At 72.8% G+C, this 25,860-nt stretch carries 23 protein-coding genes; 16 read left to right on the forward strand and 7 right to left on the reverse strand.

Features of this window, described 5'->3' with window-relative positions; genetic code table 11:
• Positions 1-22 precede the first annotated feature (22 nt).
• The gene (locus BU204_RS05960) at positions 23-478 is read right to left on the reverse strand and encodes a pyridoxamine 5'-phosphate oxidase family protein (protein ID WP_075124523.1); all 456 of its coding nucleotides are present in this window, start codon (positions 476-478) and stop codon (positions 23-25) included.
• A complete protein-coding gene (locus BU204_RS05965) occupies positions 475-1,509 on the reverse strand; it encodes an LLM class flavin-dependent oxidoreductase (protein WP_075124524.1) in 1,035 nt (344 codons plus the stop codon). The genes BU204_RS05960 and BU204_RS05965 overlap by 4 nt, the downstream gene beginning before the upstream one ends.
• A gap of 131 nt (positions 1,510-1,640) precedes the next feature.
• Here BU204_RS05965 and BU204_RS05970 point away from each other — a divergent pair, with 131 nt between their 5' ends.
• The 15 genes from BU204_RS05970 to BU204_RS06045 all read left to right on the forward strand — a co-directional run bounded on the left by BU204_RS05970 (position 1,641) and on the right by BU204_RS06045 (position 20,203).
• Positions 1,641-3,047: a class I SAM-dependent methyltransferase gene (locus tag BU204_RS05970; RefSeq protein ID WP_158073404.1), complete on the forward strand. Its 1,407-nt coding sequence runs from the start codon at positions 1,641-1,643 to the stop codon at positions 3,045-3,047.
• 9 nt (positions 3,048-3,056) lie between these two features.
• Positions 3,057-4,091 carry a GNAT family N-acetyltransferase gene (locus BU204_RS05975; protein WP_075124526.1) on the forward strand — a complete coding sequence of 345 codons (1,035 nt, stop codon included), beginning with the start codon at positions 3,057-3,059 and terminating at the stop codon, positions 4,089-4,091.
• Between the two features lie 47 nt (positions 4,092-4,138).
• A complete protein-coding gene (locus BU204_RS05980; RefSeq protein ID WP_075124527.1) occupies positions 4,139-5,344 on the forward strand; it encodes an MFS transporter in 1,206 nt (401 codons plus the stop codon).
• A 91-nt stretch (positions 5,345-5,435) separates the two neighbouring features.
• On the forward strand, positions 5,436-5,732 hold the full coding sequence (locus BU204_RS41835; RefSeq protein WP_083661032.1) for an acyl carrier protein: 297 nt from the start codon (positions 5,436-5,438) through the stop codon (positions 5,730-5,732).
• A complete protein-coding gene (locus tag BU204_RS05990; protein WP_075124529.1) occupies positions 5,729-7,024 on the forward strand; it encodes an ATP-grasp domain-containing protein in 1,296 nt (431 codons plus the stop codon). The genes BU204_RS41835 and BU204_RS05990 overlap by 4 nt, the downstream gene beginning before the upstream one ends.
• Positions 7,021-9,330, forward strand: coding sequence for a condensation domain-containing protein (locus BU204_RS05995; protein ID WP_075124530.1), 2,310 nt, complete (start codon positions 7,021-7,023; stop codon positions 9,328-9,330). The genes BU204_RS05990 and BU204_RS05995 overlap by 4 nt, the downstream gene beginning before the upstream one ends.
• Positions 9,327-10,997, forward strand: coding sequence for a GH3 auxin-responsive promoter family protein (locus BU204_RS06000; protein ID WP_075124531.1), 1,671 nt, complete (start codon positions 9,327-9,329; stop codon positions 10,995-10,997). Before BU204_RS05995 ends, BU204_RS06000 begins: the two co-directional genes overlap by 4 nt.
• The gene (locus tag BU204_RS06005; RefSeq protein WP_075124532.1) at positions 10,994-12,040 is read left to right on the forward strand and encodes a phytanoyl-CoA dioxygenase family protein; all 1,047 of its coding nucleotides are present in this window, start codon (positions 10,994-10,996) and stop codon (positions 12,038-12,040) included. The genes BU204_RS06000 and BU204_RS06005 overlap by 4 nt, the downstream gene beginning before the upstream one ends.
• Complete coding sequence (locus BU204_RS06010) at positions 12,033-12,887, forward strand: alpha/beta hydrolase (protein ID WP_143229325.1); 855 nt, start codon at positions 12,033-12,035, stop codon at positions 12,885-12,887. The genes BU204_RS06005 and BU204_RS06010 overlap by 8 nt, the downstream gene beginning before the upstream one ends.
• Entirely contained in the window at positions 12,881-14,053 is a 1,173-nt protein-coding gene (locus BU204_RS06015) for an enolase C-terminal domain-like protein (protein WP_075124534.1), read from the forward strand. The genes BU204_RS06010 and BU204_RS06015 overlap by 7 nt, the downstream gene beginning before the upstream one ends.
• The gene (locus BU204_RS06020; RefSeq protein WP_075124535.1) at positions 14,050-14,793 is read left to right on the forward strand and encodes an SDR family NAD(P)-dependent oxidoreductase; all 744 of its coding nucleotides are present in this window, start codon (positions 14,050-14,052) and stop codon (positions 14,791-14,793) included. Before BU204_RS06015 ends, BU204_RS06020 begins: the two co-directional genes overlap by 4 nt.
• Positions 14,790-15,578: an SDR family NAD(P)-dependent oxidoreductase gene (locus BU204_RS06025; RefSeq protein ID WP_075124536.1), complete on the forward strand. Its 789-nt coding sequence runs from the start codon at positions 14,790-14,792 to the stop codon at positions 15,576-15,578. The genes BU204_RS06020 and BU204_RS06025 overlap by 4 nt, the downstream gene beginning before the upstream one ends.
• A gap of 29 nt (positions 15,579-15,607) precedes the next feature.
• Positions 15,608-17,677, forward strand: coding sequence for a 3-isopropylmalate dehydratase large subunit (locus BU204_RS06030; RefSeq protein WP_332888570.1), 2,070 nt, complete (start codon positions 15,608-15,610; stop codon positions 17,675-17,677).
• The gene (locus BU204_RS06040; RefSeq protein ID WP_075124538.1) at positions 17,674-18,675 is read left to right on the forward strand and encodes an NAD(P)-dependent oxidoreductase; all 1,002 of its coding nucleotides are present in this window, start codon (positions 17,674-17,676) and stop codon (positions 18,673-18,675) included. Before BU204_RS06030 ends, BU204_RS06040 begins: the two co-directional genes overlap by 4 nt.
• Positions 18,662-20,203 carry an amino acid adenylation domain-containing protein gene (locus tag BU204_RS06045; RefSeq protein ID WP_233159407.1) on the forward strand — a complete coding sequence of 514 codons (1,542 nt, stop codon included), beginning with the start codon at positions 18,662-18,664 and terminating at the stop codon, positions 20,201-20,203. The genes BU204_RS06040 and BU204_RS06045 overlap by 14 nt, the downstream gene beginning before the upstream one ends.
• Positions 20,204-20,264: 61 nt before the next feature.
• Here the strand turns inward: BU204_RS06045 and BU204_RS06050 are convergent, their stop codons facing one another.
• From BU204_RS06050 to BU204_RS06070, 5 genes are all read right to left on the reverse strand, one after another.
• Positions 20,265-21,254, reverse strand: a complete 990-nt coding sequence (locus BU204_RS06050) for an ABC transporter substrate-binding protein (RefSeq protein ID WP_075124539.1) — start codon at positions 21,252-21,254, stop codon at positions 20,265-20,267.
• 137 nt (positions 21,255-21,391) lie between these two features.
• Positions 21,392-22,453 carry an ABC transporter substrate-binding protein gene (locus tag BU204_RS06055; RefSeq protein WP_083661036.1) on the reverse strand — a complete coding sequence of 354 codons (1,062 nt, stop codon included), beginning with the start codon at positions 22,451-22,453 and terminating at the stop codon, positions 21,392-21,394.
• Positions 22,454-22,471: 18 nt separating this feature from the next.
• The gene (locus BU204_RS06060; protein ID WP_198942782.1) at positions 22,472-23,206 is read right to left on the reverse strand and encodes an ABC transporter permease; all 735 of its coding nucleotides are present in this window, start codon (positions 23,204-23,206) and stop codon (positions 22,472-22,474) included.
• Positions 23,207-23,276: 70 nt separating this feature from the next.
• On the reverse strand, positions 23,277-24,104 hold the full coding sequence (locus BU204_RS06065) for an ABC transporter ATP-binding protein (RefSeq protein ID WP_233159417.1): 828 nt from the start codon (positions 24,102-24,104) through the stop codon (positions 23,277-23,279).
• Between the two features lie 194 nt (positions 24,105-24,298).
• Entirely contained in the window at positions 24,299-25,198 is a 900-nt protein-coding gene (locus tag BU204_RS06070; RefSeq protein ID WP_075124541.1) for an SDR family oxidoreductase, read from the reverse strand.
• A gap of 96 nt (positions 25,199-25,294) precedes the next feature.
• On the opposite strand from BU204_RS06070, the gene BU204_RS06075 reads away from it, so the two are divergent.
• A complete protein-coding gene (locus BU204_RS06075) occupies positions 25,295-25,852 on the forward strand; it encodes a TetR/AcrR family transcriptional regulator (RefSeq protein WP_075124542.1) in 558 nt (185 codons plus the stop codon).
• Positions 25,853-25,860: the final 8 nt, after the last annotated feature.

Below are 25,860 nucleotides of genomic sequence, written 5' to 3' on the forward strand. Positions count from 1 at the left end.
TAGGTCACCGCGGAGGGCGCGGTTACGGCGAGACCGGGATCCGGGTCTCCACCGGGGACTCCGGGTCGAGGATGTAGTGCTCGGTCACCGTGGCCCGGTAGAGGCGCAGGCGTGCGTCGCCGCTGACGCGCTCGAGGCCCCACTCGCCGAGCCCGGCGCGCACCGAGACGCGGGAGTACACGGCCAGCTCGCGCTCGAGGTCGGCTTCCGGTACCTGGGCCGCGGTCGCCATCAGGTACACCGCCTGCCCCTCGTTGGGCCGCACCGTCGAGTCGAACACGACGATCGACACCGTCGGGCGCGCCGCCAGGTTCCGGGAGTGTCGCGCCGAGGGCGGGGACACCCAGTACAGCGTGTGGTAGTCCTCGGTCGCGAACCACACCGGGCAGGCCCAGGGCGTTCCGGACGCGTCGGCGGTCGCGAGCGTCATGAACGAGTTCTCGTCGAGAATCGCACGGGCGATGTCAGCCTCGGTCATCTGCCCAGCGTAGGAGGTTCCGAGGGCGTCCAGCCCAGCGCGGGGCCCAGCGCCGTCGCCATGTCGGTGAGGACCTGCTCGTAGTCCTCGGGGTCGAACGTGAACGGCAGCGCGAACGCCACCTCCTCGACCTCGCGGAACGCCGCGTGCGAGTCGAGCCGCTCGGCGATCTCGGCGGAGGACCCGACGAGGTCCGGCGAGAACATCAGCCGAGCCGGTCCCTGCGGCGACTCCGTGCGCGGCAGCCGCTCGCGCGCGTAGTCGGCGTACTTCGCGCGCTGCGCGGGCGAGGCGCTGTCGGTCGGGACGACCACGAGCCCCTGGGAGACCCGGGCCCGCTCACCGTCGGGGTGCGCGTCCCGGAACGCGCGCAGGTGCGACAGCTGGATCTGGGCGAAATCCTCCGACTCCTCGGCCTTGACCACGCTGCTGGTCAGGAAGTTCATCCCGTTCTCGCCCGCCCACCTGGCCGACCGCAGGCTCGCGCCGCCGTACCACAGGCGGCCGCCGAGACCGGGCGAGTGCGGCTGGACCCGGTCGGAGAACACCTCGAAGCCCTCGGTACCGCTGAACTCGGTCGCCGGGCGGCCGCGGACGAGGTCGAGCAGCCGCCGCACGCGGCCGTAGCCGAAGTCCTCGGCCTCCCCGGAGTCGGGGTACAGGGCCTGCCTGACCCGCTCGTAGTGCATCGGCGGTCCCACGCTGACGCCCGGGTTCAGCCGACCGCCGGAGAGAATGTCCACTGTGGCCAGATCTTCGGCGAGCCGCAGCGGGTTCTCCCAGCCCAGCGGGATGACCGCGGTTCCCAGCTCGATGCGCCGGGTCCGCTGCGAGGCGGCCGCCAGGACCGCCACCGGCGACGAGATGCCGAACTGCAGGTGCCGGTGCCGGACCCACGCGCTGTCGAACCCCAGCCGCTCCCCCAGCTCGATCATCTCCAGCGTCGACTCGTGACCCCGGGCCGGATCGTCCTCATCGAACAGTCCGATCGTCAGGAAGCCGAGCTTGCGCAAAGGTCTCGAGTCCGACACGGCGCGAGCGTACGCCCGCCGGGAGAGCGTGGCCGGACCGTCCACATGATGGGCGGAGGCCCCTGCGAGACTGGGCGCCGGTTGCGGGCGGCTGGACGAGGGGGCGGTGGATGCCGGAGGACGGCGGGGCCGTGGCGGGGCTGACGGCCGCGGTGGCGGCGGTGTGGGCGGACGTCCTGCGGGTCGCGGAGGTCGGGGACGACGACGAGTTCTCCGCGCTCGGCGGGGACGTGCGCACCGCGTCGCGGGTGGTCGCGTTGACCAACCAGTGGCTGGGGGCGAACCTCACGCTGCGGCAGCTCTTCCTGCACCGGACGCCGGCCCGGCTGGCCGCGGCGCTGCACGCCGAGGGGGTGCGGGTGCGCGAGGTCGGCCCGAGCGCCGCCGGCGCGCCGGCGGGTGAGTGGGAGCGGTTCTGGGACAGCACCTACCGCTTCTCCGCGCGGCGGCGGGACGGCTTCAACACCGCGGGGTGGTACGACCGGCGGGCGCTCGGGGCGATGCCGGAGGCGCACATGCGGGAGTGGGTGGGGACCACCGCCGAGCGCCTGCGCTCGCTGCGCCCGCGGCACGTGCTCGAGATCGGCTGCGGCCTGGGGCTGATCATGATGCCGATGCTCGAGCACGTCGAGCGGTACGAGGGGACCGACATCTCCACCGAGGCCGTGCGGGGCCTCCGCGAGCACCTCGCCGGCCATCCGCACGGGGCGCGCGCCGCCGTGCGCCGGGGCGACGCGCTCGAGGTCGCCGCCGGCACGAGCGGGGAGCACGACCTGGTGCTGCTGAACTCGGTCGTGCAGTACTTCCCGGACCTGGCCCACCTCGAGGAGGTGGTCGCCGGGCTGACCCGCGGCGACGGCGTGGTGTTCCTCGGCGACCTCCTGCACCGGGGCCTGCACCGGCCCATGCACGTGGCCCAGGTCGTCGAGCAGTTCCCGGACAGCGCGCCGGTGCGGCGCGTCCGGACCGCCACGGAGGTGTCGCTCGCCGGCGACGCGCCGCTGCTGGTCGGGCCGGACGAGCTTCGGCGCCTCGTCGCCAGGGCGGCGCCGGGCTGGGACTGCGACCTGCTGGTCCGCCGCGGTACCCACCGCACCGAGATGAACCGCTTCCGCTTCGACGCGGTGCTCTCCCGCGGCCGGCACCCGAATTCCGACGCACCGGTGCGGCCGCTGAGCTGGCCGGGAAACCCGGGCGGCGTGGCCGAGGTCCTGGCGACCCTGGTGCGCCCGGACGACGAGCGGGTGGTGATCCGCTCGGTGCCCGACGCCCGCACCCACGCCTGTGTGCGGCTGACCCGGGCGCTCGACGAGGCACCGGAGGACCTCCCGCTGGCGGAACTGCGGGACGGTCTGGCGCCGGCGGCCGCGGTCGACCCGGAAACGCTGTGGGAGACCGGGCACCGGCTGGGACACGGGGTCGCGGTGGCACCCGCGCGCGAGCCCGGGCTGGTGGACGTCGCGCTGCTGCGCGGCGGCGACGACTGGGCGGCGGCGGCGCTGCTGCGGGCCCCGGGCCCGGGCGGCGAGGACTGCTAGCTTGCTGCCATGTCGCTGGGGATCGAGACGGTCGACGACGCGCCGACCGACCTGCTGACGGGCGAGTGCCGGTTCAGCGCGGCCGGTCTCGCGCCGCGGCGGCTGCTCTCCTGCGCCGCCGACGCCCGGTGGCACACCCGGTGGACGGTCGCCAGATCGGCCGGGCGGGTGGTGGGCGCGGTCACCAGCCACCGGCCGCGCACCACCCGGTTCGTCAACGGCCCCTACGACCTCGCCGCGATGGCCGCCTCGCTCGGCGGCGCGGTTCCGGACGACCCGCGCCGGTGGGTGTTCGTCGGCGGGTGTCGCGAGCTGGCGGCCGGGGTGGTGACCGCCGCGGCGCTGCCCGACCACGAGGCGGCGGAGGTCCGCGGGGCCCTGGCCCACCACGTGTTCACCGAGGCCGAGTCGGCCGGCGACTACCCGGCCGCCCTGTACGTGCCCGACGCCGAGGTGGGCGCGTTCACCGCCCGGCTCGCCGGCCGGGTCACCACCCGCGAGCTCGGCGCGGCCGCCGAGCTCGTGCTGACCGGGACCAGCGAGGAGGAGCACCTGGCGGCCCTGCGTCCCTCGGAGCGCGAGCGGTACCGCCGCGACCGGCGGCGGTTCGCCGCCCTCGGCTACGCGGCGGCCTGCGTGCCGGCGCAGGACGTGCTGGCCGAGGCCGCGCCGCTGGTGTGCGCGGTCAAGGCGCGGCACGGCGTGGCCGACCACCCCCGGCTGTGCGAGTACCGCCTGCGGGAGTGGGTCGCCACCCTCGGCGCCGAGAACTGCCACGCCTCCGTGGTGCGCGACGGCGACGGCCGCCTAGTCGCGGTGTACTTCCTGGCACTGCACGGGCGGACGGTGGAGGGGTACGAGATCGGCCTCGTCGAGCCGCTGGAGGGACGGGAGTTCGCCTACCTGCAGGCGATGATCCACGGCCCGGTCGAGTTCGCCTTCTCCCGCGGCGCCCGCCGCATCGACCTGGGCCTGGACTCCAGCACCGTCAAACAGCGCCGCGGCGCGGTCATCACCAGCACCTGGGCGGTCAGCCCCGCGTGAGCACCGGAGCGGGCGGGGTACCGAAGAAATCGTTGCGTCACCGGGTAATGCTCGATGTGCCGGGCTTCGCGCCCTACCTCGCGGCACGGGCGCTCGCGATGTTCGGCTCCACCATGGCCCCGGTGGCGATGGCCTTCGCCGTGCTGGACGTGACCGGGTCGGCGTCGTCGCTGGGCTTGGTGCTCGCCGCCCAGACCGCCCCCCAGATCCTGTTCCTGCTGGTGGGTGGCGCGGTGGGCGACCGGGCACCGCGCAGGCGGGTCCTGCTCGCCAGCAACCTGGTCATGAGCCTGTGCCAGGGCGGGACGGCGGCGCTGTTCGTGCTCGGCCAGGCGGACCTGGCGCTGGTGATGGCACTGCAGGCGGTCTGGGGCACGGCGCGGGCGTTCTTCATGCCGGCGAACACCGGCGTGGTGCCCGACCTCGTGCCGGCAGAACGGATCCAGGACGCGACGGCGCTGGTGACGCTGAGCCGCAGCATCGCCTCCATCGGCGGGCCGGCGGCCGCCGGCGCGTTGCTGCTGGTGTGGAACCCCGGCTACGTGGTGCTCGGCGACGCACTGCTCTTCCTGGCCGCCACTGCGCTGCTGGCGAGGTTGCCGCGGCTGCGGCGTCCGGAGAAGCCGACGGAGTCGCTGCGCCGGTCGCTGGCCGAGGGGTGGCGGGAGTTCGCCAGCCGGAGCTGGGTCTGGTCGATGGTCGGGAGCTTTGGGCTGTACCAGGGCCTGGTCCTGCCGGCCATCTTCGTGGTCGGCCCGGTACTGGCCGACCAGGACGGCGGCATGGGCGCGGCCGCGTGGGGGGCCGTGCTCTCCGTTCGCGGGGTGGGCTCGGTGCTCGGCGGGCTGCTGCTGTTCTGGTGGCGGCCGGCGCGACCACTGCTGGTCGCCACGGTTCTGGTCGCTCTGGAGTCGTTGTTCCTGCTGGCCTTGGCCATGACCGACCAGGTGGCGCCCGTGGCGGCGGTGGCGTTGGCCGGCGCGGCCGGGGTGACGATGGCCGACGCCCTGTGGGTCAGCACGATGCAGCGCGAGATCCCCGCCGACGCGCTGTCCAGGGTCAGCTCCTACGACTGGTTGGGATCGCTGGCGCTGAACCCGGTGGGCATGGCGGTCACCGGCGTGCTCGTCGGAGTCGTTGGGCCCCAAGCCATCCTGGTCTTCGCGGTGGTGGCGAACCTCGCCGTGCGCGGCGCCGTGCTGCTCGTGCCGGGGGTGCGGCGGATGCCCGGCGCCAGCCCGGCTCGCCAGTGATCCACCTACTGTCGAACTCGAACGAGAATAACTCTCAATCCGGAAATCGCGAGAAAGTCTAGTCTTTCGTGCGAGGTGTGAGATCAATAGCATGCCGGGTGGCGTACCGGCCCTCGCACCGCCTCCGCGAGTGCGACTCCTTGCCATTGGGGGAAACCGCGTGACACCTGAGTCGATCATTCGAACTCACTGGTGTGCGGTGCTCGGCGTGTCCGAGGCCGATCCGGAGGACAGGTTCTTCGAGCTGGGCGGGCACTCCCTGCTGGCGATCGAGCTCATCCAGCGGATCGAGGACGACCTGGGGGTGCCGATCCCGGTGGACCCGCTGTTCACCGACGGCTCCCTGGGTGCGCTGCTCGCGGCCTCCGAGGAGGCGATGGCCCGGTGAAAGCCCGGGTCGGGGTGGTGCTCTCGCCCAGGGGCGCCGCCACGGTACGGGACATCCTGCTCGCCGCGGGCGAGGACATCGAGGTCGTCGCGTTGCTGCGCCCCGAGGTCCGGCTGGGGTGGCCGGGTTTCGCCGGTCTCGTGGAACGCCTGTTCGGCAGGCTCGTCGAGGTGGACGAGGACCACCTCGACGTGCCCGGTGGTCCGCTCCGCGGGGTGGTGACCTTCGCCGACGCCGAGCTCGAGCTGGCCGCGGCCATCGGGCGGCACCTGGGCGTCCGGCACCGCCGGGCGGAACCGGCCGACAAGCTCCTCCAGCGCCGCAGGCTCCACGACGCCGGCCTGAGCGCGGTCACCGCGCGTCCGCTGGCCGGTCCGGAGGACCTCTCCGCCGCCCGGGCCGAGCTCGGCCTCCCGTTCGTCGTCAAACCCCGCCGCGGCGCGGGCGGTGCGCACGTGGTGGTCGTCGACTCGGAACGGCGGTGCGCGGAGGTACAGCGGTCCTGGAGCCACGGCGTCGCGCGCTACGCGGAGGGGTTCATCCCCACCGCCACGTCGGCGCCGCGGTCCTGGCGGGCCGACTACGTCTCGGTCGAGGTGCAGAGCGTCGGCGGACACCACGAGGTGATCACGCTGTTCGGCAAGCTCCCCGTGGTCACCCGGGAGGGGCAGATCGCCACGACCGGGGACCTGCTGCCCTGCGGGCTCTCCCCCGAGCTGCGCGGTCGGGTCGAGGACCTGGTCCTCGCGGCACACCGTGCGCTGGAGCTCGACGACGGCGTGAGCCATACCGAGGTCAAGCTCGGCGCGGCCGGACCCGAGGTCATCGAGGTCAACTGTCGCGTCGGCGGGCACCTGAGCCGGCTGCTGAACCGGCGGCACGGCTTCGACCTGGTGCGCCAGGCGCTCCTGGTCACCGCGGGCCTGGCGCCGCGCCCGCTGCCGGTCGAGGCCGGCACGCGCGCGGTGGCGGGGATGTTCGTGCCGTTCGCCTCCGTCGAGGGACCGGTGCGCTCGCGGGTGTCGCCGGCCGAGCTGCGTGCCGCGGGCGCGGCGGCCGTGGACGAGCTGGCCCGGGAGGGAGCGCCGCGGTCGTACACCGACGGCATCGCCTGCAACGTGGTGCTCGACCGCGAGGACGAGGACGAGCTCCGCCGCACGGCGGCCGGGCTCCTCGCCCGGGTGGGTGAGCTGTTCGCCGCGGACGGGATCGGCCGGCACGACTGGACCGAGGACATGATCGAACTGCTCGCCGTCGGCGAAGGGACACCCGTGCCAGGCAGGGGACGATGAGAGCCGAGGAACTGGGCGCGGTGCTGCTCGACGCCCTGCGCGGGAAGGCGGCCGGCAAACCGGTCAGCACCGCGCGGTCCTGGGCGCAGAACGGCGGCACCTCGCTGGAGGCCTACGCCGCGGTCATGCGGATCGAGCAGGAGCTCGGGCTCGTCGTCCCGGTCGCCCGGGTCCTCGGTCCGCTGCCGCTGACCGAGGTCATCGAGCAGGCCCTGACCACCCCCGCACCCGAGGCGAGCCGCCTCCCCGCGTCCGGCGGGACGGTGCCGGCGACCGCCTCCCAGCGGCGGCACTGGCGGCACGCCCAGGGCGAGGGGTCGGCGGCGTTCCTCAACATGGGCCACGCCCTGTTCTGCCGCCGCGACTTCGACCCCGACCGGGCCGAGGCGGCATTCCGCGCGGTCGTGGCGCGGCACGAGGCACTGCGCAACCGCTACGTCCTCGACCGGGCGGGAACGCTCCTGCTCGAGGAGGTGGCGGACTGGCCGGAACGGGCGAGCTTCACCCGCCACCCGCGGTCGTCCTCGGTCGAGCGGGCGACCGAGCTGGTTCGGGCCGACGTCGCCCGCCCCTTCCCGCTGGGCCAGGAGCCGCCCGTGCGCGGTGGCTGCGTGCCGCTCGACGACGACACGGAAGACGCCACGGCCGGCGCGGCGATCGTGTACTTCTGCGTCCACCACATCACCGCCGACGGCTGGTCGGTGGACCTGCTGGCCGGAGACTTTCTCGCCCTCTACGCCGGCACGCCGGAGCTGCCCGCCGCCACACCGTTCAGTCACTACGCCGCCGCCCTGGACGCCCGCGCCAGGGCCGGCGTCTACGCGGAGGACGTCGACTACTGGCGGGCCAAGTTCGCCCGCGTCTCCCCCGACTTCACCATCGCCGCCCAGGACGGCGAGGCCGCCGGCCAGCGGGCGGCCTCCGCCAGGCTCGCCTGGGACGGGCCCGGTGAGGCGGAGGCGGTCCGGGCCGCGGCCCGGGCGCTGGGCGTCACCACCTACAGCCTGCTGCTGTCCGCGCTGCTGGCCGCGGCCCACGTCCTGTCCGGCGCCGAGGACGTGGTGGTGATGAGCGGTGTCGCCAACCGCAACCGCGCCGACCACCGGGACACCGTCGGCCTGTTCACCAACCAGATCTTCTTCGTCGGGCACTTCCCCGACGACGCAACGGCGAGCGAGACCGTCGGCGACCACGTGCGGCGGGTGCACGCCGACGTGGTGGAGAGCCTCGCCCGCTCGGAGCTGCCGGTCGAGGTCGTGCTCGACGAGCTGGGCGCCTACGCGGCGGCCCGGACCCTGGCCCCCTACGCCAACATCCTGTTCCAGGCCGCCCAGGCGCCGATCGACCCGCCGGCCATCAGGGACGGCTCATGGCGGGCCCACCCGTTGGGCACCGGCAGCATCAAGCGCCACTGCAACCTCCACCTGGTCGACACCCCCACCGAGCTGGCACTCGACCTCGCCTACAGCATCGCGCTGGTCGGCGAGCGGGACGCGACCCGGTTGCTGCGGGCGGTGCGGGCGGCCGTGGACCATGTCCAGCGCGCGGTGGCCTCGCCGGTGGCGGAGCTGGTCGCGACGGTTCGGGACGCCGTGCAGCGGCGGGAGACCGCACCGACCGTCTTCACCCTCGACTACCCGGGGGCCCGGGCCGAGCCGGCACTGGCACCCGTGCTCCGGGAGCGCTTCGGCGGCCTCGCCGTCGTCGAGCTCCCGGTGCCGAGGAGCCTGGCGGAGCGGGAGATCGAGGACTGCCGGCGGCGGTGCGGCGAGCTGGTGCGGCGAGCGGAGGGGCCGGCGCTCGTCGTCGCGTACTGCTCGGCCGCGGCCTGGGGCCACCACCTCGTCGCCGAGCTCGGTGAGACGGCGGTTCTGCTGACCGTGTCCGGCACCGTTGCGACCGAACGGAGCTGGGTCGAGGAGTTCGCCGTCCTCGTGCGACGGTTCGACGAGGGTATCGATCTGTCTACTGTGGAACAAAAGGTAGTTGCCGGCAGCCCGGCCGAGCGCCGCGCCGCGGCCGAGGACGTGCTGGCCGAGATGCGCCGGCTGCTGACCTCGGCGATGACGCGCCGCTTCGGCGACCCGCTGGGCCGGGTGGCGCGGGAGACCATGGAGGTCCAGCTGTCCTGGCTCGCCTACCTCGGCTGCTGCGTGGCCCTCGGTCCCCCGCCGGGCCGGGGGCACACCGAGGAGCTGCACCTGTCCGGCACGCTGGCCGACGCGGCCGAGGAGCTCGAGGACGGGCTGGCGCCGCTGCTCGAGCGGCTGGGCCACCCCGCCACCGCGGGGGCCGAGGCCCGGTGAGTGCGGACGGCTTCGTCCGGCGCACCCTGCTCGCGCACCAGCGGCAGTGCCAGCGGTGCCGCGAGCCGCGTCCGGTGATCCGGCAGGTGTTCGAGGACCTGCTGGACCAGGCCAGGGGCACCGCGTTCGGGCGCGACCACGGGCTCGACCGGGTGCGGACGCTCGCCGACCTCAAGGCGGCGGTCCCGGTGCGCGACTACGAGTCCTTCCGCGGCTACGTGGACCGGATCCGCGGCGGCGAGGGCGCCGTGCTCACCGCGAGCGACCCGTACGCGTTGCTCGCCACCTCGGGCACGACGGGCAGGCCGAAGCACATCCCCACCACCCGGCACTGGCGCAACCGCTACCGCGGGCCGGCGCTGTACGCCCAGTGGGGTCTCTACTTCCAGCGGCTCGGGCTGGACCGGTACCGCCCGGGCCACGTGCTGGACATGTCCTGGGAGCGCCCCACCGGACACGGCCCCTGGTCGGCCGGCCGGGACCTGCCCGTCTACAGCATCACCAAGAGACCGGCCTCGGTCGGCCCACGGGACTGGACACCGCCCTGGTACGGGGAGCGGTGGTTCACCGACCCGGGCGACCTGTCGCTCTACCGCAAGCTCCGGCTGCGGGCCGGCTCGGACGTCCGGCTGGTGGTCGCGGTCAACCCGTCCCGCATCACCGCGCTGGGTGAGCTGCTCAACGACGAGCTCGAGCAGCTGCTGGCGGACCTGCGCGACGGCACGGTGCTGGGGGTGCGCGACGCGCAGCTCGGCGCGAACCGGCTGACCGCGGCCCGACTCGAGGCGGCACGCGCCTTTGGCGGCCGGGTGACGCTGGTGGACCTGTGGCCCAGGCTCTCGCTCGTCGTGTGCTGGAACTCGGCCTCGGCGCGGTACTACCGCGGCTGGCTGGACCGGGTCGCCCCCGGCGTGCCGCTGATCCCGTTCAGCGCCACCGGGACCGAGGGGATCGTCACGCTTCCCGTGGACTCGCACACCTGTGCCGGACCGCTCGCGGTCGACCAGGGGCTGTTCGAGTTCGTCCCGGCCGACCCCGCCGAGCCCGCCGCGCCCCTGCCGCCGGACGTGCCGACGCTGAACCCCGACGAGTTGGTGAACGGGCGGACCTATCGGCTGATCATGAGCCAGGCCAACGGCCTCTACCGGTACGACACCGGCGACATCTACCGGGTGGTCGGCCGGGTCGGGCGGCTCCCCCGCCTGGACTTCGAGGGCCGCGGCGGCTCGGTCACCTCGTTCACCGGGGAGAAGCTCAGCGAGTCCGACGTGCACGCCGCGATCCGCTCTGTCCTGGGAACCTCCGCTGTGACAAGCGGCTTCTCGGTGATCCCGCTGTGGGGCCGGCCACCGGGCTACGCGCTGGTGATGGAGTGGGACGCGGGCACCGGCGCCGCCAGCGACGTGTTCTGCGCCCGGGTGGACGCCGAGCTGAGCCGGGTCAACCCGGAGTACGCCGACAAGCGGCGCTCCGGGCGGCTCGCCCCGCTGCGGGCGATGGTGGTCCGGCCCGGCACCTACCGCAGGCTCGCGGAACGCCACGTCGCACGCGGCAGCTCGGCGACGCAGGTCAAACACCGCTGGCTGCACCCGGACAACTCCCTCCTGCAGGACGTGCAGGACCTCGGCTCGGCGCGCACTCCGGAATGCTCAAGGGGACAGACATGACCGCTTCGACCACCCACGTCCAGGACTTCGATCGCGACGGCTTCGCCGTGGTGCGCGGTGTGCTCCGCGAGGAGGACTTCACCGACGTCCGGGAGGAGTACGCCGCGCTGCTGACCGAACGGGCCGCGCAGTGGCGGCGCGACGGCCTGCTCACCGGCGGCGAGGAGCTCGCCGGTGAGCCGTTCGAGGAGCACCTGGTCGGGCTCGCGGCGCTGCCCGGCTTCGACCCGAGCCTGCTCAGCGAGCTCGACATCACGCTGCCGCACATGCCGTTCACCTCGCTCCAGCCGACCAGCAAGGTCCACACCGGACCAGCCGTCCTCGGCCTGCTGCGCAACGAACGCGTGCTCGACGTGGTGGCGGAGCTGGTCGGGAACGAGATCTCGGCCAGTCCCAACCAACACGTGCGCCTCAAGCTGCCAGCGCCGGCGGCCGGCCGGTTCGGTGCGCGCCGCGGGGAAACCCTCTACGCGCCCACGCTCTGGCACCAGGACGCGATGACGCAGATCCCGCAGTCCGACGGGACCACGATGGTGACCTGCTGGATCCCGCTGATGGACGTGGACACCGAGCACGGCTGCCTGCTGGTCGTGCCCCGCGCGCACCAGGAGGAGCGGCTGCTCCCCTGGCCGATGGACCAGGGCACCGTGCGCGAGCTGGAAGCGAAGGCGGTGCCGGTCCCGGTGGCCAAGGGCGATCTCGTCCTGCTGCACAAGCGGACCCCGCACGGGTCGACGGTGAACCGCTCCGACCGGCTCCGGTGGAGCTTCGACTTCCGCTACTACCCTTCGCACGAGCCGTCGGACCGCCCGTGGTTCCCGTCGGTCGTCGCGCGCAGCGCCTCCTCCCCCGACCTGGCGGCGACCGACGCGACGCACTGGCGCGAGCGGTGGGACGCGGCGCGGACGATGTTCGTCACCTCCGGCCAGATGATCCCGGGCCGCCGGGAGTTCTCCCAGCTGGTCGCCGACTCACTGATCAACCGGTGGGAGGCGGGCGACTTCCCGCGGCTCCCCGACGCCCCCGTCGGTGCCGGTGCCTGACCGGACCGCCGCGCACCCGGCCGGGCCGGTGCGCGCCGACCTGGTCCGCGACGGGGTGGCGCTGGCCATGCACACCTGGGACGACGGCCGGGCCGACCTGGCCGGCCTGTTCTACGTGCACGGGCTGCAGAGCCACGCGGGTTGGCTGTTCGAGACCGGCCCCGCACTGCTCGACCGCGGGGTGCGGCTGGTCGCGCTCGACCGGCGCGGGTCCGGCCGCAGCGGCGGCCCGCGCGGCCACCTCCCGGACTCGCGTACCGTGCTCGACGACTACGCGGCGGCGCTGTCGGGGCTGGCCGACGCCGGGCCGCTCGCCCTGCTCGGCCAGAGCTTTGGCGCGAGCCTGGTCGCCGCGCTCGTCGCCACCCGGCGCGTGCCCGCGACCACACCGGTGGTGCTCTGCGCACCGGCGCTGGGCCAGCAGCGGGCGCGGCTGGACGAGCCGAGCCGCGAGCGGGTGCGCCGGAGCCGGGGACGGGAGTACTCGGCGGTGGCGCTCGAGGACGAGCAGTACACGACGCTGCCCGGCTACCTGCGGATGATGGCGAACGACGCGCTCATGGTCCGGTCGGTCACCACCTCGTTCCGAGCTGCCATGGTCGAGGTCGAGGACCGGTACCTGGGCGAGGGCCCGGACCCGTGGGAGCGTCACCCGGTACACGTCGCGCTCCCGGAGCGGGACTCGATCGTCGACCTGACGGCGTCGCTGGCCGTGCTCGACACGCTCGCGCCGCATGCCGAGGTCCGCTCCTTTCCCGCACCGTCCCACTATCTCGAGTTCACCGAGGCCCGGGAGTCCTACTGGGACTGGCTGGCCGAGGTCGTCCTGGCGGGTGCCCGGTGCTGACCCTCGAGCTGCACGAGGCTCGGATCCCCATGGGCCGCACGTTCCGCCACGCCGCCAGCAGCCGCGCCGCCTCGGCGTCGGTGCTCGTCGCCGTGCGCGACCAGGACATCGTCGGGTGGGGCGAGGCCGCGCCGCGGGAGTACGTCACCGGGGAGTCGGTGCAGTCCGTCGTGGACGTTCTCGCCGGTCTGCCGCGGCCGGGGCGGCTGGCCGAGCTGCTCCGGTGCCCGCCGGAGGAGGCGTTGCCGGCGTTGGCCGGCCTGCGGCTGGCCGAGACGCTGGGGGCGCCGGCGGCGGCCGCCGGGCTGGAGACCGCGCTGTTCGACCTCGTCTGCCGACGGCACGGCGTCACGGGTTTCGACGGACTGGACCAGGCCGGCTTCGGCGACCTCCTCACCCCGGCACCGGCCGCGGTGCGCGTGGCGACCGTGCTCGACCTCGACCGGGACCCGGTGGAGCACCTGAACGCGCTCCCCGAGGCCGACCGGCGGCTGGTCCCGCACGTGAAGCTCAAGGCGGGGCCGGACGTGGCGGCCGCGCTCACGCTGGTGAGCCGGGTTCGGGAGCTGCTCCCGGTCGCGACCACGCTGTCCGTCGACGCCAACGGCGCCTGGGCGGCGGACGCGGCGTCGGCGCTGGCCGCCCGGCTCGTCGAGGCCGGGCTGTCCTGGGTGGAGGAACCGCTCGCGCCGCGCCGCTGGGCGAAGCTGGCCGAGCTGAGGCGCTCCGGGCTGTCGGTGATGCTGGACGAGTCGTTCGCCGGCGAGCGCGACCTCGAGGCGTGCCTGCGCCACGCGTCCGCGGACCTGCTGAACCTGCGCGTCTCCAAGTGCGGTGGCCCGCTGCGGCTGCTGGCGCTGGCCAGAGCCGCCCGTGCCGGCGGCCTCGGCGTCCAGGTCGGCGTCCAGGTCGGCGAGGTCGGTCCACTGTGGGCGGTCGGACGCCTGGTGGCGACCGCGTTGCGCGGGCCGGTGGCGGTGGAGGGCGGGCGGCAGGACGAGTGGTTCCCGTCCGAGCTGACCCGGCCGGCCTACCGGGTGGACCGGCGGGCCTCGCTTGCGCCGCCGCTGACCGGCCAGGGCATCGGGCTCGAGCCCACCCGGGAGCTGCTGGACCGGTGCGTGCCGCGCGCGGTGCTGCGGCTGGACCGGGTGAAGGCCTCATGAGCGGCCGGCGGGCCTGGGTCACCGGGGCGGCGTCGGGGATCGGGGCGGGCGTCGCCCGCCGCCTCACCGACCTGGGTGTCGAGGTGGTCCGGATCGACCACGACGGGGAACGGCTCGAGGCGACCGGGCGCGACCTGCCCATCGGCGCCGAAGCCGTGCGGCTCGACGTCACCGCGACCGGTGCCGTGGTCGAGCACGTCGCCGGGCTCGACCGGGACCGGCTGCCGGACATTCTGGTCAACTGCGTCGGCGGGGACACCCGACGCATCCCCCTGACCGACCTGACCGAGCGGGACCTCACCGAGGCGATGACCGCCAACGTGCTGGGCTGCTTCACGCTCACCCGGCTGTGCGTGCCGGCCATGTGCGAGCGGCGCTGGGGACGGGTGGTCAACCTGGCCTCGATCGCCGGTCGCACCTACTCGATCTTCAGCAACGCCGCGTACGTCGCCGCCAAGGCCGCCGTGATCGGCTACACCAAGCAGTGCGCCTACGAGCTGGCGTCGAGCGGGGTCACGGTCAACGCCGTGGCACACGGTCCGATCGCGACCGAGCGGCTGCTCGCCGCGCGGCGGGAGATGGACCCGCGGCGCCGGGAGGACCTGATGCGCCGGCTCCCGATGGGCCGGTACGGGACGGTGGACGAGGCCGTCGGTGCGGTCGTGCACCTGTGCGGTGAGGAGGCCGGGTACACCACCGGCTGCGTCGTGGACGTGAACGGAGGCCTGCACATCGCATGAGCGATCTCGAGGACAAGGTCGTGATGGTCACGGGGGCGGGCAGCGGGATCGGCCGCGCCGCGGTAGCCGCGTTCGCCGCCGCCGGCGCGCTCGTCGTCGCGGCGGGCCGGCGGCTCGACCCGCTGCGCGAATCGCTCGCTCTCGCCGGGCTCGACCCGGCTCGCGGGGCGGTCGTGGCCTGCGACGTCACCGAGGAGGACAGCGTCGAGGCCGCCGTCGGCACCGCCGTCGCGACGTTCGGGCGGCTGGACGCCGCGTTGAACACCGCCGGCACCTTCGGGCCCTCGGCCCCGCTGACGCAGGCCCGGTACACCGACGCCGCCGCCGTCGTCGCGGTCAACCTCATGGGCATGTGGTCCTGCCTCAAGCACCAGGCGCGGGCCATGGCCGAGACCGGCGGCGGGTCCATCGTCACGACCGGGTCGGTGTCCTCGTTCCTCGGGCACTCCGGCAGCCCGATGTACGCGGCGACCAAGCACGCCGTGGTCGGGCTGACCAAGGCCGCGGCACTCCAGCTGGCGCCGCTGGGGATCCGGGTGAACGCGGTCTGCCCGGGGTCGACCGACACCCCCATGCTGCGCGAGCTCTACCCGTCCGACGAGCAGCTGCGGGCGCGGGCCAGGCGCGCCCCGCTCGGCCGGATCGGAGAACCGGCGGAGGTGGCGGCCGCGGCCGTATGGCTGGCCGGACCGCTGTCCGGCTACGTGACCGGGCAGGCGTTGGCCGTCGACGGGGGCGTGACCGCGGGCACCGCGGCTCCCGTGGCCGCGCCGCCGGTGCGATGAAAACCGAACTGACGCGAGAAAGGAAGTCGATGGGCGCGACCCTCTACCACAAGGTCTTCGACCTGCACACGGTGCGCGACTACGGCGACGGACGGTGCCAGCTGTTCGTCGGGCTGCACCTGGTCCACGAGGCCACCAGTCCGCAGGCGTTCGCCATGCTGCGCGAACGCGGGTTGGGGGTGGCGATGCCGGAGCGGAACGTGGCGACGGCCGACCACGTCATCCCGACCGACACGATCGCGCGCCCGTTCCTCGACCAGCTCGGCGAGGACATGCTGAGCCGGCTGGAGGACAACACCCGGGACTTCGGGCTCCGCTTCCTGTCGCCGGAGAGCGGCGAGTACGGCATCGTCCACGTGATCGGGCCGGAGCAGGGCCTCACCCAGCCGGGCATGACGATCGCCTGCGGCGACTCCCACACCTCGACCCACGGCGCTTTCGGCGCCGTCGCGCTCGGTATCGGCACCTCGCAGGTCCGCGACGTGCTGGCGACCCAGACCGTGACCATGAACCGGCTGCGGGTCCGGCGAATCCAGATCGACGGGGCGCTGCGGCCCGGGGTGACCGCCAAGGACGTCATCCTGCACGTGATCCATGAGTTGGGGGTGGTCGGCGGGGTGGGCTACGCCTACGAGTTCGCCGGCGAGGTCGTCGAGGCCATGTCCATGGACGAGCGCATGACCATCTGCAACATGGCGGTCGAGGGCGGCGCGCGCTGCGGTTACGTGAACCCGGACGAGACGACGTTCGAGTACCTGCGCGGCCGGCCGGCGGCGCCGAGCGGCGAGGCCTGGGACCGCGCCGTCGCGTGGTGGCGCTCGATCGCCTCGGACCCGGACGCGGTCTACGACGACGTGGTGGTGATGCGGGGAGCCGACATCCGGCCGATGGTGACCTGGGGCATCAACCCCGGCCACTCGGTGCCGATCGACGGCCGGCTGCCCGAGCTCGACGACGTCCCGCCCGAGGTCGCCGCCTCCTACGCCGAGGCCTACGAGTACATGGGGATGCGGTCGGGCACCTCGCTGCGCGACTACCCGATCAACGTGGCGTTCATCGGCTCCTGCACCAACGGCCGCCTGTCCGACTTCCTCGAGGTCGCCGACGCGCTCACGCGGAGCGGGGCGCGCGTCTCGCCGGGCGTGCGGGCGCTGGCCGTCCCCGGTTCGAACGCCGTGCGCGAGGAGCTGGTGCGCCGGGGGGTGGACAAGGTGCTGGAGGAGGCGGGTTTCGAGTTCCGCCTCGCCGGCTGCTCGATGTGCCTGGCGATGAACCCGGACAAGCTGGTGGGCAGGGAGCTGTCCGCCTCCTCGTCCAACCGCAACTTCAAGGGACGGCAGGGGTTCGCCGACCGGGCGCACGATGATCATGTCCCCGCTCGCGGTGGCCGCCGCCGCGGTCAACGGCTCGGTCTGCGACCCCTCCACCGTGTTCGGCACCGCCGACGCCACCCTCGTGTCCTGAAAGGAGCACCCGTGACCAGCACACTCGACCAGCGCATCCGGTCGGTCTCGGGGACGACCGTCGTCCTCGAGGGCAACGACATCGACACCGACCGGATCATCCCCGCGCGGTTCCTCAAGCACCTGACCTTCGACGCGCTCGGCCAGCACGTGTTCGAGGACGACCGCAAGCAGGACCTCGCGCGCGGGGTCACCCACCCCTTCGACGACCCGGCGCGCTCGGCCGCCACGGTCCTGCTGACCGCCAGGAACTTCGGCTGCGGCTCCTCCCGCGAGCACGCCGCGCAGGCGCTGTACCGGTGGGGCGTCCGGGCGGTGGTCGGCGAAAGCTTCGGCGAGATCTTCCGCGGCAACTGCGGCACGATCGGGCTGCCCTGCCTGACGCTGTCCGGGGCCGACGCGGAGGCGGCCAGGGCGATCGGTGCGGCCGACCCGACCGCGCCGGCCGAGGTCGACCTGGAGCGCGGCGTGTTCCGCATCGGCGAGCGGGAGCTCCCGGCGGAGATCTCCCCCTCGCTGCGCGACGCGTTCGTGAACGGCACCTGGGACACGCTCACCGAGCTGCGCAGGACTGCCGGCGACGTGGCCGGGGTCGCGGCGCGGCTGCCGTACCTGAGCGGGTTCCGGACCGGGTGAGCACTCGACCGCCCCGCGTTCTCGTCGGCACCGACCGGGTGCTCGACGAGCTGCTGGACGAGGTTGCCGGGGAGCTGGCCGCGCGGGGCCACGAGGTGGTCCGCGCGGCCGAGCCGCTGCTGGCGGGGGACGGGGAGCTGGACGGGGAGCTGGACGCTGTCCTGGTGACCTCCCGCACCCCGGTCGGGCCGGGCTTCCTGGACCGGCATCCCGAGCTGCGAGGGGTGGCGTTCGCCTCGAGCGGGGTCAACTCGATCGACGTCGCCGACGCGACCCGGCGCGGGGTGATGGTGGCCAACGGGGCGACCCCGGACAACCACGGCAGCATGGCCGAGGCGACGATCATGCTGGCGCTGGCCCTGCGCCTGCGGCTGGCCGACCGCCTGGCGGCCCTGGCCGAGCGCCGCGCGCGTCCTCGACCGGCCGAGCTGGACAGCCGCCGGCTGGCCGGGGCCACGGTGGGGCTCCTCGGGTTCGGCCGGATCGCCAGGGAGGTGTGCGTCCGGCTCACCGGCTGGGGTGTCGGTGCGATCCTGTGCCACACCAGGACACCGCGGCCGGCCGAGTGGCCCCAGGTGCGCTTCCTCGACCTGGACGCCTGTGTGTCCGGGGTGGACGTGCTGAGCGTCCACCTGCCGCTCACCGGGGCGACTCGGGGGCTGCTCGGCCGGGAGCGCCTGCGGCGGATGCGACCCGGCGCCGTGCTGATCAACACCTCGCGGGGCGGAATCGTCGACGAGGTCGCGCTGGCGGAAGCGTTGCGGGACGGCCGGATCGCCGGGGCGGCGATCGACACGTTCGAGGTCGAGCCGCTCCCCCGGGCGAGCCCTCTGCGGGACTGTCCCACCGCCCTGCTGACCGACCACGTCGTCGGGCACACCGTGGAGATGTACCGGTCGCTGGTCCCGGCCGCGGTGGAGAACGTCGAGCGGATGGCGCGCGGCGAGCGCCCGCCGTACCTGGTCAACCCGGAGGTCCTCGCGCGTGCACGCACCTGAATGGCAGTCGGCCAGGCGGCTGGACCACCTGGTGGTGTCGACGGCCCGCCGTCACCCCGAGGCTGTCGCGCTCGAGACGCCGGGCGAGCTCCCGCTCACCTACCGCGCGCTGGTCGAGGAGGTGGAGCGGGCGGCCCGGTTCGTCGCCTCGGCGGTTGGGACCGTACCGGCCAGGATCGGCCTGGTCGGGGCCAAGTGCGCGCGAACCTATGTCGCCTACCTTGCTGTCCTGCGGCTCGGAGCGACGGTCGTGCCGATCAGCGGGGCTGCGCCGGCCGACCGGATCCGGGCGATCGCGACGGCGGCGGGGCTGTCCCTGGTGCTCACCGACAGGGTCGGCGGCGCGGTGGCCGAGCTCACCGCGGCGGAGGATCCGACGGTCCTGGAGGTCGCAGCCCTGGGCGGAGTGGACGACCTGCCGTCGGTGGACCCGGTCCCGACGGAGCCGACCGCGTACATCCTGTTCACCTCGGGCAGTACCGGACGTCCCAAGGGCGTGCCGGTGACCCACGCCGCCGCGCTGGCCTTCGTCGAGCACAACATCGCGCGGTACGGCACCGGGCCTGGCGACCGGATGACCCAGGTGTTCGACCTCGCGTTCGACGTGTCGGTCTACGACATGTTCGTCGCCTGGGGTTCGGGCGCGACGTTGGTGGCGCCCGGCCCGATGGACCTGGTGCACCCGGCCCGCTGGGTGAACGAGCTGTCGATCACTCACTGGGCCTCGGTGCCGTCCGTGGTGTCCGCCGCCGTCGGCCTGCGGGAGCTCGAGCCGGGCTGCATGCCGTCGCTGCGGCTGAGCCTGTTCCTCGGCGAGCAGCTGACCCTCGAGCAGGCGCTGGCGTGGCAGCGCGCGACACCCCACGGGCGGGTGGAGAACGCCTACGGACCCACCGAGCTGACGGTGTTCGTGAGCGCCTACCGGCTGGACGAGGACGTCGAGTCCTGGCCGGAGACCTCGAACCGGACAGTCCCGATCGGACGCGTCTACGACCATCTGGACTCCGTCGTCGTCGCCGACGGGCGGGAGGCCGACGAGGGTGAGCTGTGCGTCCGGGGCCCGCAGCGGTTCGCCGGGTACCTCGACGGGCGCGACGACGCCGGTCGCTTCCTCGCCGGAGCGGACGGCCGGTTCACGCCTGTTGCCGGCCGGTCACCGTCCGCACAGGACTGGTACCGGACCGGCGATCTGGTGCGGCGCGGACCGGATGGCGTGCTCGTCCACCTGGGCCGGCTCGACGCCCAGGTCAAGATCCGCGGCTACCGCGTCGAGCTGGCCGAGATCGAAGGCGCCCTGCGCCGCCACCCGGCCGTCACCGACGCGATGGTGCTCGCGGTCCCCGGTCGCGTCGGCAGCCTCGAGCTGGTGGCGTTCTACCTCGGCGAGCCGACCGAGGCGCGCGAGCTGCGGGCCTCCCTGGCCCGCAGGCTCCCCACCTACATGGTGCCGACGCGGTTCGTCCACAAGGGCGCGTTCCCGCTCACCGGCAACGGCAAGGTGGACCGGCGGCGTCTTCCCGACAGCTAGCCTGCCGCCTGCCGCGGCAACGCGGTCGGATCCGGCACCGACCGTGCTGCCGCGGCGGGGGTCAGGACGCCGTGTCGCCCCCGGAGATCACCAGGTCACTCATGTCGATCGGGCGGTCGATCTCACCCGCCTGCTGCAGCATGTCTGCGACCCGCTGGAGTCGGACCTTGTCCACGTTGGTCGGGTACACGGGCAGCGTCATCAGGCTGGCGATGGACTCGTCGACGCCCAGGTACTGGACGGCGATCTTCTCGGCCTTGGTCCGGTCCCGACGGACGTCGTTCACGGCCCGGCTCAGCGCACGCTGGAACGCGGCGATGGTCTTCGGGTTCTCCTGGGTGAACTTCTCCGTCGCCACGTAACCCGACCACGGGAAGTCCGCCGTCGGACCGCTGAACGGGTCGAACAGCGGGATCGCGCCCTTCAGCATGGCGCTCTGGATGTACGGCTCGGCGATACCGGCGGCGTCGACCTCGCCCTTGGCCAGCGCGTCGGGCATCTTCGCGATCTCCATCGACACGAACTGCACGGACGCCGGGTCGATGCCCCGCATCTGCAGCTGCACACCGAGCGTGAGCTCGGTGATACCGCGCTTGGAGGAGTTGGCGACCTTCTTGCCCGCAAGGTCGTTGACCGACCGCAGCGGGCTGTCCCCGGGCACGACGATCTGGATCAGACCAGGCGTGGTCAGCACCGCCTCGGCGACGACCTTCAGCCGAGCGCCGTCCAGCTGCTCGTTGATCGGCGGGGGGTAGCTGGACATGCCAATGTCGATCTTGTTCTCCATGACGTTGGCGAGGTTGACCGAGCCCTTCTCGCCGAACTTCATGTCGACCTTGAGGCCCTCGTCCTCGAAGTAGCCGTTGTCCCTGGCGAGCAGGATCGGGATCGAGTCGGTCAGCTTCAGTCCGCCGACGCGAAGGGAGGTCTTCTCTGGTGCTTGTGCTGGGTCTTTGTCCGCTGTGGAGTCCCCGAACATGCCGCAGGCGGTGAGCGCGGGCAGCAGGGCTGTGATGACGACGAGAGCTAACTTACGCCGCGCCAGAGACATCGATTTCATGATCGCCGGACCTCGTGGGTTGGTAGTTTTCGGCCTGGTCAGGTTCGCACGGAACTTCCGAAAAGACCGCATTGGCGCGCCGTTGACGCGACGGCGCGCCAATGCGGGGTGAAACGTGAAACGTCAGGTCACGACGACGCTTCGGCGAACTCGTTGGTGAAGGTCTTCGAGACGTCGAGCTCTGCCTCGGCGACCTCCGGGTTGGACAGCTTCAGGACCTCGGCGACGGCCTCGGCGCCCTCCGTCTCGATGAGACCGTCCTGAGAGTACGCGTCCTTCGCACCCTCGAGGGCGGCCACGTAGGTCTCGGGGTCGTCGCCCCCGTACTCCTTGGGCATCTTGTCCGCGATCTCCTGGGCGGAGTGCTGCTCGATCCAGTCCAGCGCGCGAATGATCGCCTTGGCCATCTTGCCGGCCGTCTCGGAGTTCTCCTCGACCCAGTCGGCGTTCGAGTACAGCACCGCCGACGGGTAGCTGGTGACGTCGAACACCTCCTTGACGCCCTCCTCGGTCCTGGTGTCCGCGAGGACCTTGACCTTGCCGGCGCCGGCACGCTTGTCCAGCAGCGAGTAGGACGGCTCGAGCAGGACCGCCGCGTCGACCTGTCCGTTCTCGACCGCGGCCAGGGCGCTGGCGTCGCCGCCGATGCCGTGCACCGACGCCGCGTCCGGCTCGAGGCCGTTGCCCTTGAGCAGGTACTTGAGGAAGAAGTCGGTGGAGGACCCCGGCGCGGTGACCCCGACCTTCTTGCCCTTGAGGTCCTTGACCGAGGCAATGCCCTTCGCCTGCGGGGAGACCGCGAGTACCATCGACGGGTACCGCAGCATCGCCACGAACGCCTTCAGGTCGCGGTTCTTCGCCTGCATCTGGATGGTGTGCTCGTAGAACCCGTTCACCACGTCGACGCTGCCGCCCTGCAGCGCCTGGAGAGCCTTGGACCCACCCTGCAGGTCGTTGAACGTGACGTCGACTCCTTCCTCGTCGAAGTAGCCGAGCTCGTCGGCCAGGGTCGTCGGCAGGTAGACCATCAGCGCCTTGCCGCCGACGCCGATGGTGACCTCGGCCTTCGCCCCGCTGTCACCACTCGACGAGTCCTCCGCACCCTCGGCGCAGGCCGCGAGCGGAAGTGCCAGCGCGACGGTGGCGGCGAGCGCGAGCAGCTTGCGGCTCGTGCGGACCGGTCTGTACATGTAGTTCTTCCTCCGTTGTTAGATTGCCCCATCCGGCTTCCACCGCAGTAAGAAGCGTTCGACGCGGTGGACGACCAGATCAATGACGAGCACGACAGCGGCCAGCACGACCATGCCGGCGAACACACCTGTCGTGTCGAAAACCCCCTCAGCCTCCGAGATGAGATACCCCATCCCCTCGGAGGCGCCGAGATACTCGCCGACGACCGCGCCGACGATCGCGAACCCCACGCTGACGTGCAGGCTGGAGAAGATCCAGGTCAGGGCGCTCGGCAGGAAGACGTGCCGGAGCATCTGCCCTTCCTTGGCGCCGAGGATGCGCGCGTTGTTCACCAGAACCGCTGACACCTCGCGCACACCCTGGTAAGTGTTGAAGAAGACGATGAAGAACACGAGGGTGACCCCGAAGACCACCTTGGACCAGATACCGAGCCCGAACCACAGCAGGAAGATCGGCGCCAGCACGACCCTGGGCAGCGAGTTGAGCATCTTGATGTACGGATCGAAGATCTCGGCCAGGAGCTGCCACCTGGCGAGCACGAACCCGACTACCAGGCCGAGGACCGAACCGATGACCAACGCGAGCAGCGCCTCGGTAAGCGTGATCAGCAGGTGGTCGAAGATGTCGCCGTCGGACACCCAGTCGCCGATCTGCTCGGCGATGTCGGAGGGACGGGGGAAGAAGAACGCGTCCATGACGTCGGCGCGGACCAGGATCTCCCACGTGCCGATCCCGACTACGGCGATGGCCACCTGAGCGATGCGGACGACCAGGCTCCTCCGACGGGCCGCGCTCCTGCGTCGAGCGCGGGCCGTGGTCCGCTCATCTCCGTCGGTCGGCAGTGTTCGCGGTGGTGCGCTCATAGCCCTTCATCACCTCTTCCCTCAGGTCGGCCCAGATGCGCGCGTAGATCTCGGTGAACTCGGGACGCGTGCGCAGGTCCATGAGATTGCGCGGACGGGGCAGGTCGATGGGGTACCGCCCCACGATGTGGCTCGCCGGACCCGCCGACAGCAGCACGACCTCGTCCGACAGCGAGACCGCCTCGTCCAGGTCGTGGGTTACGAAGATCACGGTCTTGCCCGACCCCGTCCACAGGTCGAGCAGCTCGTTCTCCATGATCTGCCGGGTCTGCACGTCCAGCGCGCTGAACGGCTCGTCCATCAGCAGGATGTCGGGGTCGACGAGCCAGGTCTGCGCCACGGCGGCGCGCTTGCGCATACCGCCGGAGAGCTGGTGTGGGTAGGCCCGCTCGAAACCGGACAGCCCGACGCGCCAGATCCACTCGCGCGCCCGCTCCTCGCGCTCGGCCTTGCCGACCCCGCGCAGCTGTAGCCCGAAGGCGACGTTGTCCAGCACGTTCTTCCACGGCAGCAGCGCTTCCTGCTGGAACAGGTACCCGACGCGGTCGTTGAGCCCGCGCAGCGGCTGACCGTCGATCAGGACCTGGCCACCGGTCGGCGCGACCAGGCCGGCGACCGCGTTGAGCAGGGTGGACTTGCCGCAGCCAGTGGGCCCGGCGACAGACAGGAAGGTGCCGGCCTCCACCTGGAGGTGGATGTCGGACACGGCGGTGTAGTCCCCACCGTCATTGGTGGGAAAAGATACGACGACATCGGCAAGTTCGACCATCGCGGTACCGGGCGGCAACGCAACCTCCTAGAGTGGATGCGCCGAACCCTACCGAACGTGTCCATAGTGTTTGATTGCCCTACAGGACAAACAAACGAGGACAAACGTGAAGATCATTCACGTTTGTCCTCGTGCGACAACCCAGGTGGACGGTCCGACGCCGCCTCAGGAAAGCGACGGGGACACATCCGACGAGAGCCGACGGAGGGCGGTCACTCCGGCAGCGCGTAGGCGCCGGCCTTGATGTCCTCGAGGAGCGTCGGGCCGGTGGGCGCCCAGTCGAGCAGCTCGCGGGTGCGGGTACTGGACGCGACGATGTCCATGCCGAAGAAGCGCGCGATCCAACCGAAGTGCTCTGGCGCGTCCTCCTGCGACACCGACGCGGTCGGCAGACCCAGCCGCTCACCGAGCGCGCCCGCGATCTCCCGGGACGGGATCCCGGTCTCGGCCACCGCGTGCAGTCGCGCGCCCGCCGGGGCCTCGGTCAGCGCGAGCCGGACCAGCCGCGCGGCGTCGGAGCGGTGCACGGCCGCCCACCGGGTCGAGCCGTCGCCGATGTAGCCGACCACGCCCCGCTGCCCGGCGATCGCGGCCAGCGCGGCGACGAAGCCGCTGTCGCCGGTCCCGTGCACCGTGGGCGCGAAGCGCAGAACCACCGGGCGGACCCCGCGGTCGGCGTACTCCAGGGCGAGGTTCTCGCTGCCGCCACGCAGTGCGTCCGCCCCGTGGAACGGCGACGGGTCGTCCTCGGTCACGGGCCGCCCGACGACCGCCGACGCCAACCCGGAGGCGATCAGGAACGGACGCCCGCTGCCCTCGAGCGTGTCGAGCATCCGGCGGACGGCGGCGTGCTCGGTGCGGCCGGCGGCCGCGTAGTTGGCGAAGTCGTGGTTGAAGGCGAGGTGGACGACGCCGTCGGCGTCCGCCGCCCCGGCGGCGAGGCTGTCGAGGTCCTCGAGGCTGCCCCGGTGCGGGGTGGCGCCCTTGGCCTCGAGCGCGGCGGCCGAGGCGTCGGAGCGGGCGAGGCCGACGACCTCGTGGCCGTTCGCGAGGAACTCGTCGGTGACGGCCGAGCCGATCCAGCCGGAGGCACCGGTGACGAAGAGACGCATGTGGCTTCCTTCGATGATGATTCTGAGGTCAATGTCAGTTACTGACATCAACGCTAGCACGAGCATGTCAGTCACTGTCATCACTACACTTCCGGCATGGGTCGCTGGGAGCCGGACGCACGAGGGCGGATGCTGCGCGCCGCGGTGGAGCTCTTCGCCGAGCGGGGCTTCGAGCAGACCACCGCCGGTGACATCGCCGAGCGCGCCGGAGTGACCGAACGCACGTTCTTCCGGCACTTCGCGGACAAGCGCGAGGTCCTCTTCGACGGCTCGGAGACCATGGTGCGGACGACCTACGACGCGATCCTGGCGGCGCCGGCGGACCTCTCGCCGCTCGACGCCGCCCTGGCCGGGGTGGTCGCCGGCGGCGGCCTGCTGGAGGACCGCCACGACCACGCCGCACGCCGCGCCCGGATCGTCGCGGCCAACCCGAGCCTGCGGGAGCGGGAGCTGCTCAAGCTCGCGGCCATGACCGAGAAGACGGCGGAGGCGTTGCGCCGGCGCGGGGTCGGCGAGCCCACGGCCGACCTCGCCGCCCACAGCGCGGTCACCGTCTTCCAGGTCGCCGTCGCCGCGTGGGTCTCGACCGAGCGGCCGCCGACCCTAGCCACCCACATCGCGCAGGCCGCCGCCGCCCTGCGGTCCCTTGGCTGAGCCGGCTG

Origin of the sequence: Actinophytocola xanthii (genome assembly GCF_001921205.1) — a bacterium.
Taxonomy (GTDB): Bacteria; Actinomycetota; Actinomycetes; order Mycobacteriales; family Pseudonocardiaceae; genus Actinophytocola; species Actinophytocola xanthii.

Excerpts from the sequence above, each read along its gene's own strand:
- BU204_RS05960 (WP_075124523.1), bottom strand. The coding sequence starts at position 478 with ATGACCGAGGCTGACATCGCCCGTGCGATTCTCGACGAGAACTCGTTC.
- BU204_RS06075 (WP_075124542.1), top strand. The coding sequence starts at position 25,295 with ATGGGTCGCTGGGAGCCGGACGCACGAGGGCGGATGCTGCGCGCCGCG.
- BU204_RS41835 (WP_083661032.1), top strand. The coding sequence starts at position 5,436 with ATGCCGGGTGGCGTACCGGCCCTCGCACCGCCTCCGCGAGTGCGACTC.
- BU204_RS06050 (WP_075124539.1), bottom strand. The coding sequence starts at position 21,254 with ATGTCTCTGGCGCGGCGTAAGTTAGCTCTCGTCGTCATCACAGCCCTG.
- BU204_RS05995 (WP_075124530.1), top strand. The coding sequence starts at position 7,021 with ATGAGAGCCGAGGAACTGGGCGCGGTGCTGCTCGACGCCCTGCGCGGG.
- BU204_RS06025 (WP_075124536.1), top strand. The coding sequence starts at position 14,790 with ATGAGCGATCTCGAGGACAAGGTCGTGATGGTCACGGGGGCGGGCAGC.
- BU204_RS05975 (WP_075124526.1), top strand. The coding sequence starts at position 3,057 with ATGTCGCTGGGGATCGAGACGGTCGACGACGCGCCGACCGACCTGCTG.
- BU204_RS05980 (WP_075124527.1), top strand. The coding sequence starts at position 4,139 with ATGCTCGATGTGCCGGGCTTCGCGCCCTACCTCGCGGCACGGGCGCTC.
- BU204_RS06005 (WP_075124532.1), top strand. The coding sequence starts at position 10,994 with ATGACCGCTTCGACCACCCACGTCCAGGACTTCGATCGCGACGGCTTC.
- BU204_RS06055 (WP_083661036.1), bottom strand. The coding sequence starts at position 22,453 with ATGTACAGACCGGTCCGCACGAGCCGCAAGCTGCTCGCGCTCGCCGCC.
- BU204_RS06070 (WP_075124541.1), bottom strand. The coding sequence starts at position 25,198 with ATGCGTCTCTTCGTCACCGGTGCCTCCGGCTGGATCGGCTCGGCCGTC.
- BU204_RS06030 (WP_332888570.1), top strand. The coding sequence starts at position 15,608 with ATGGGCGCGACCCTCTACCACAAGGTCTTCGACCTGCACACGGTGCGC.
- BU204_RS06020 (WP_075124535.1), top strand. The coding sequence starts at position 14,050 with ATGAGCGGCCGGCGGGCCTGGGTCACCGGGGCGGCGTCGGGGATCGGG.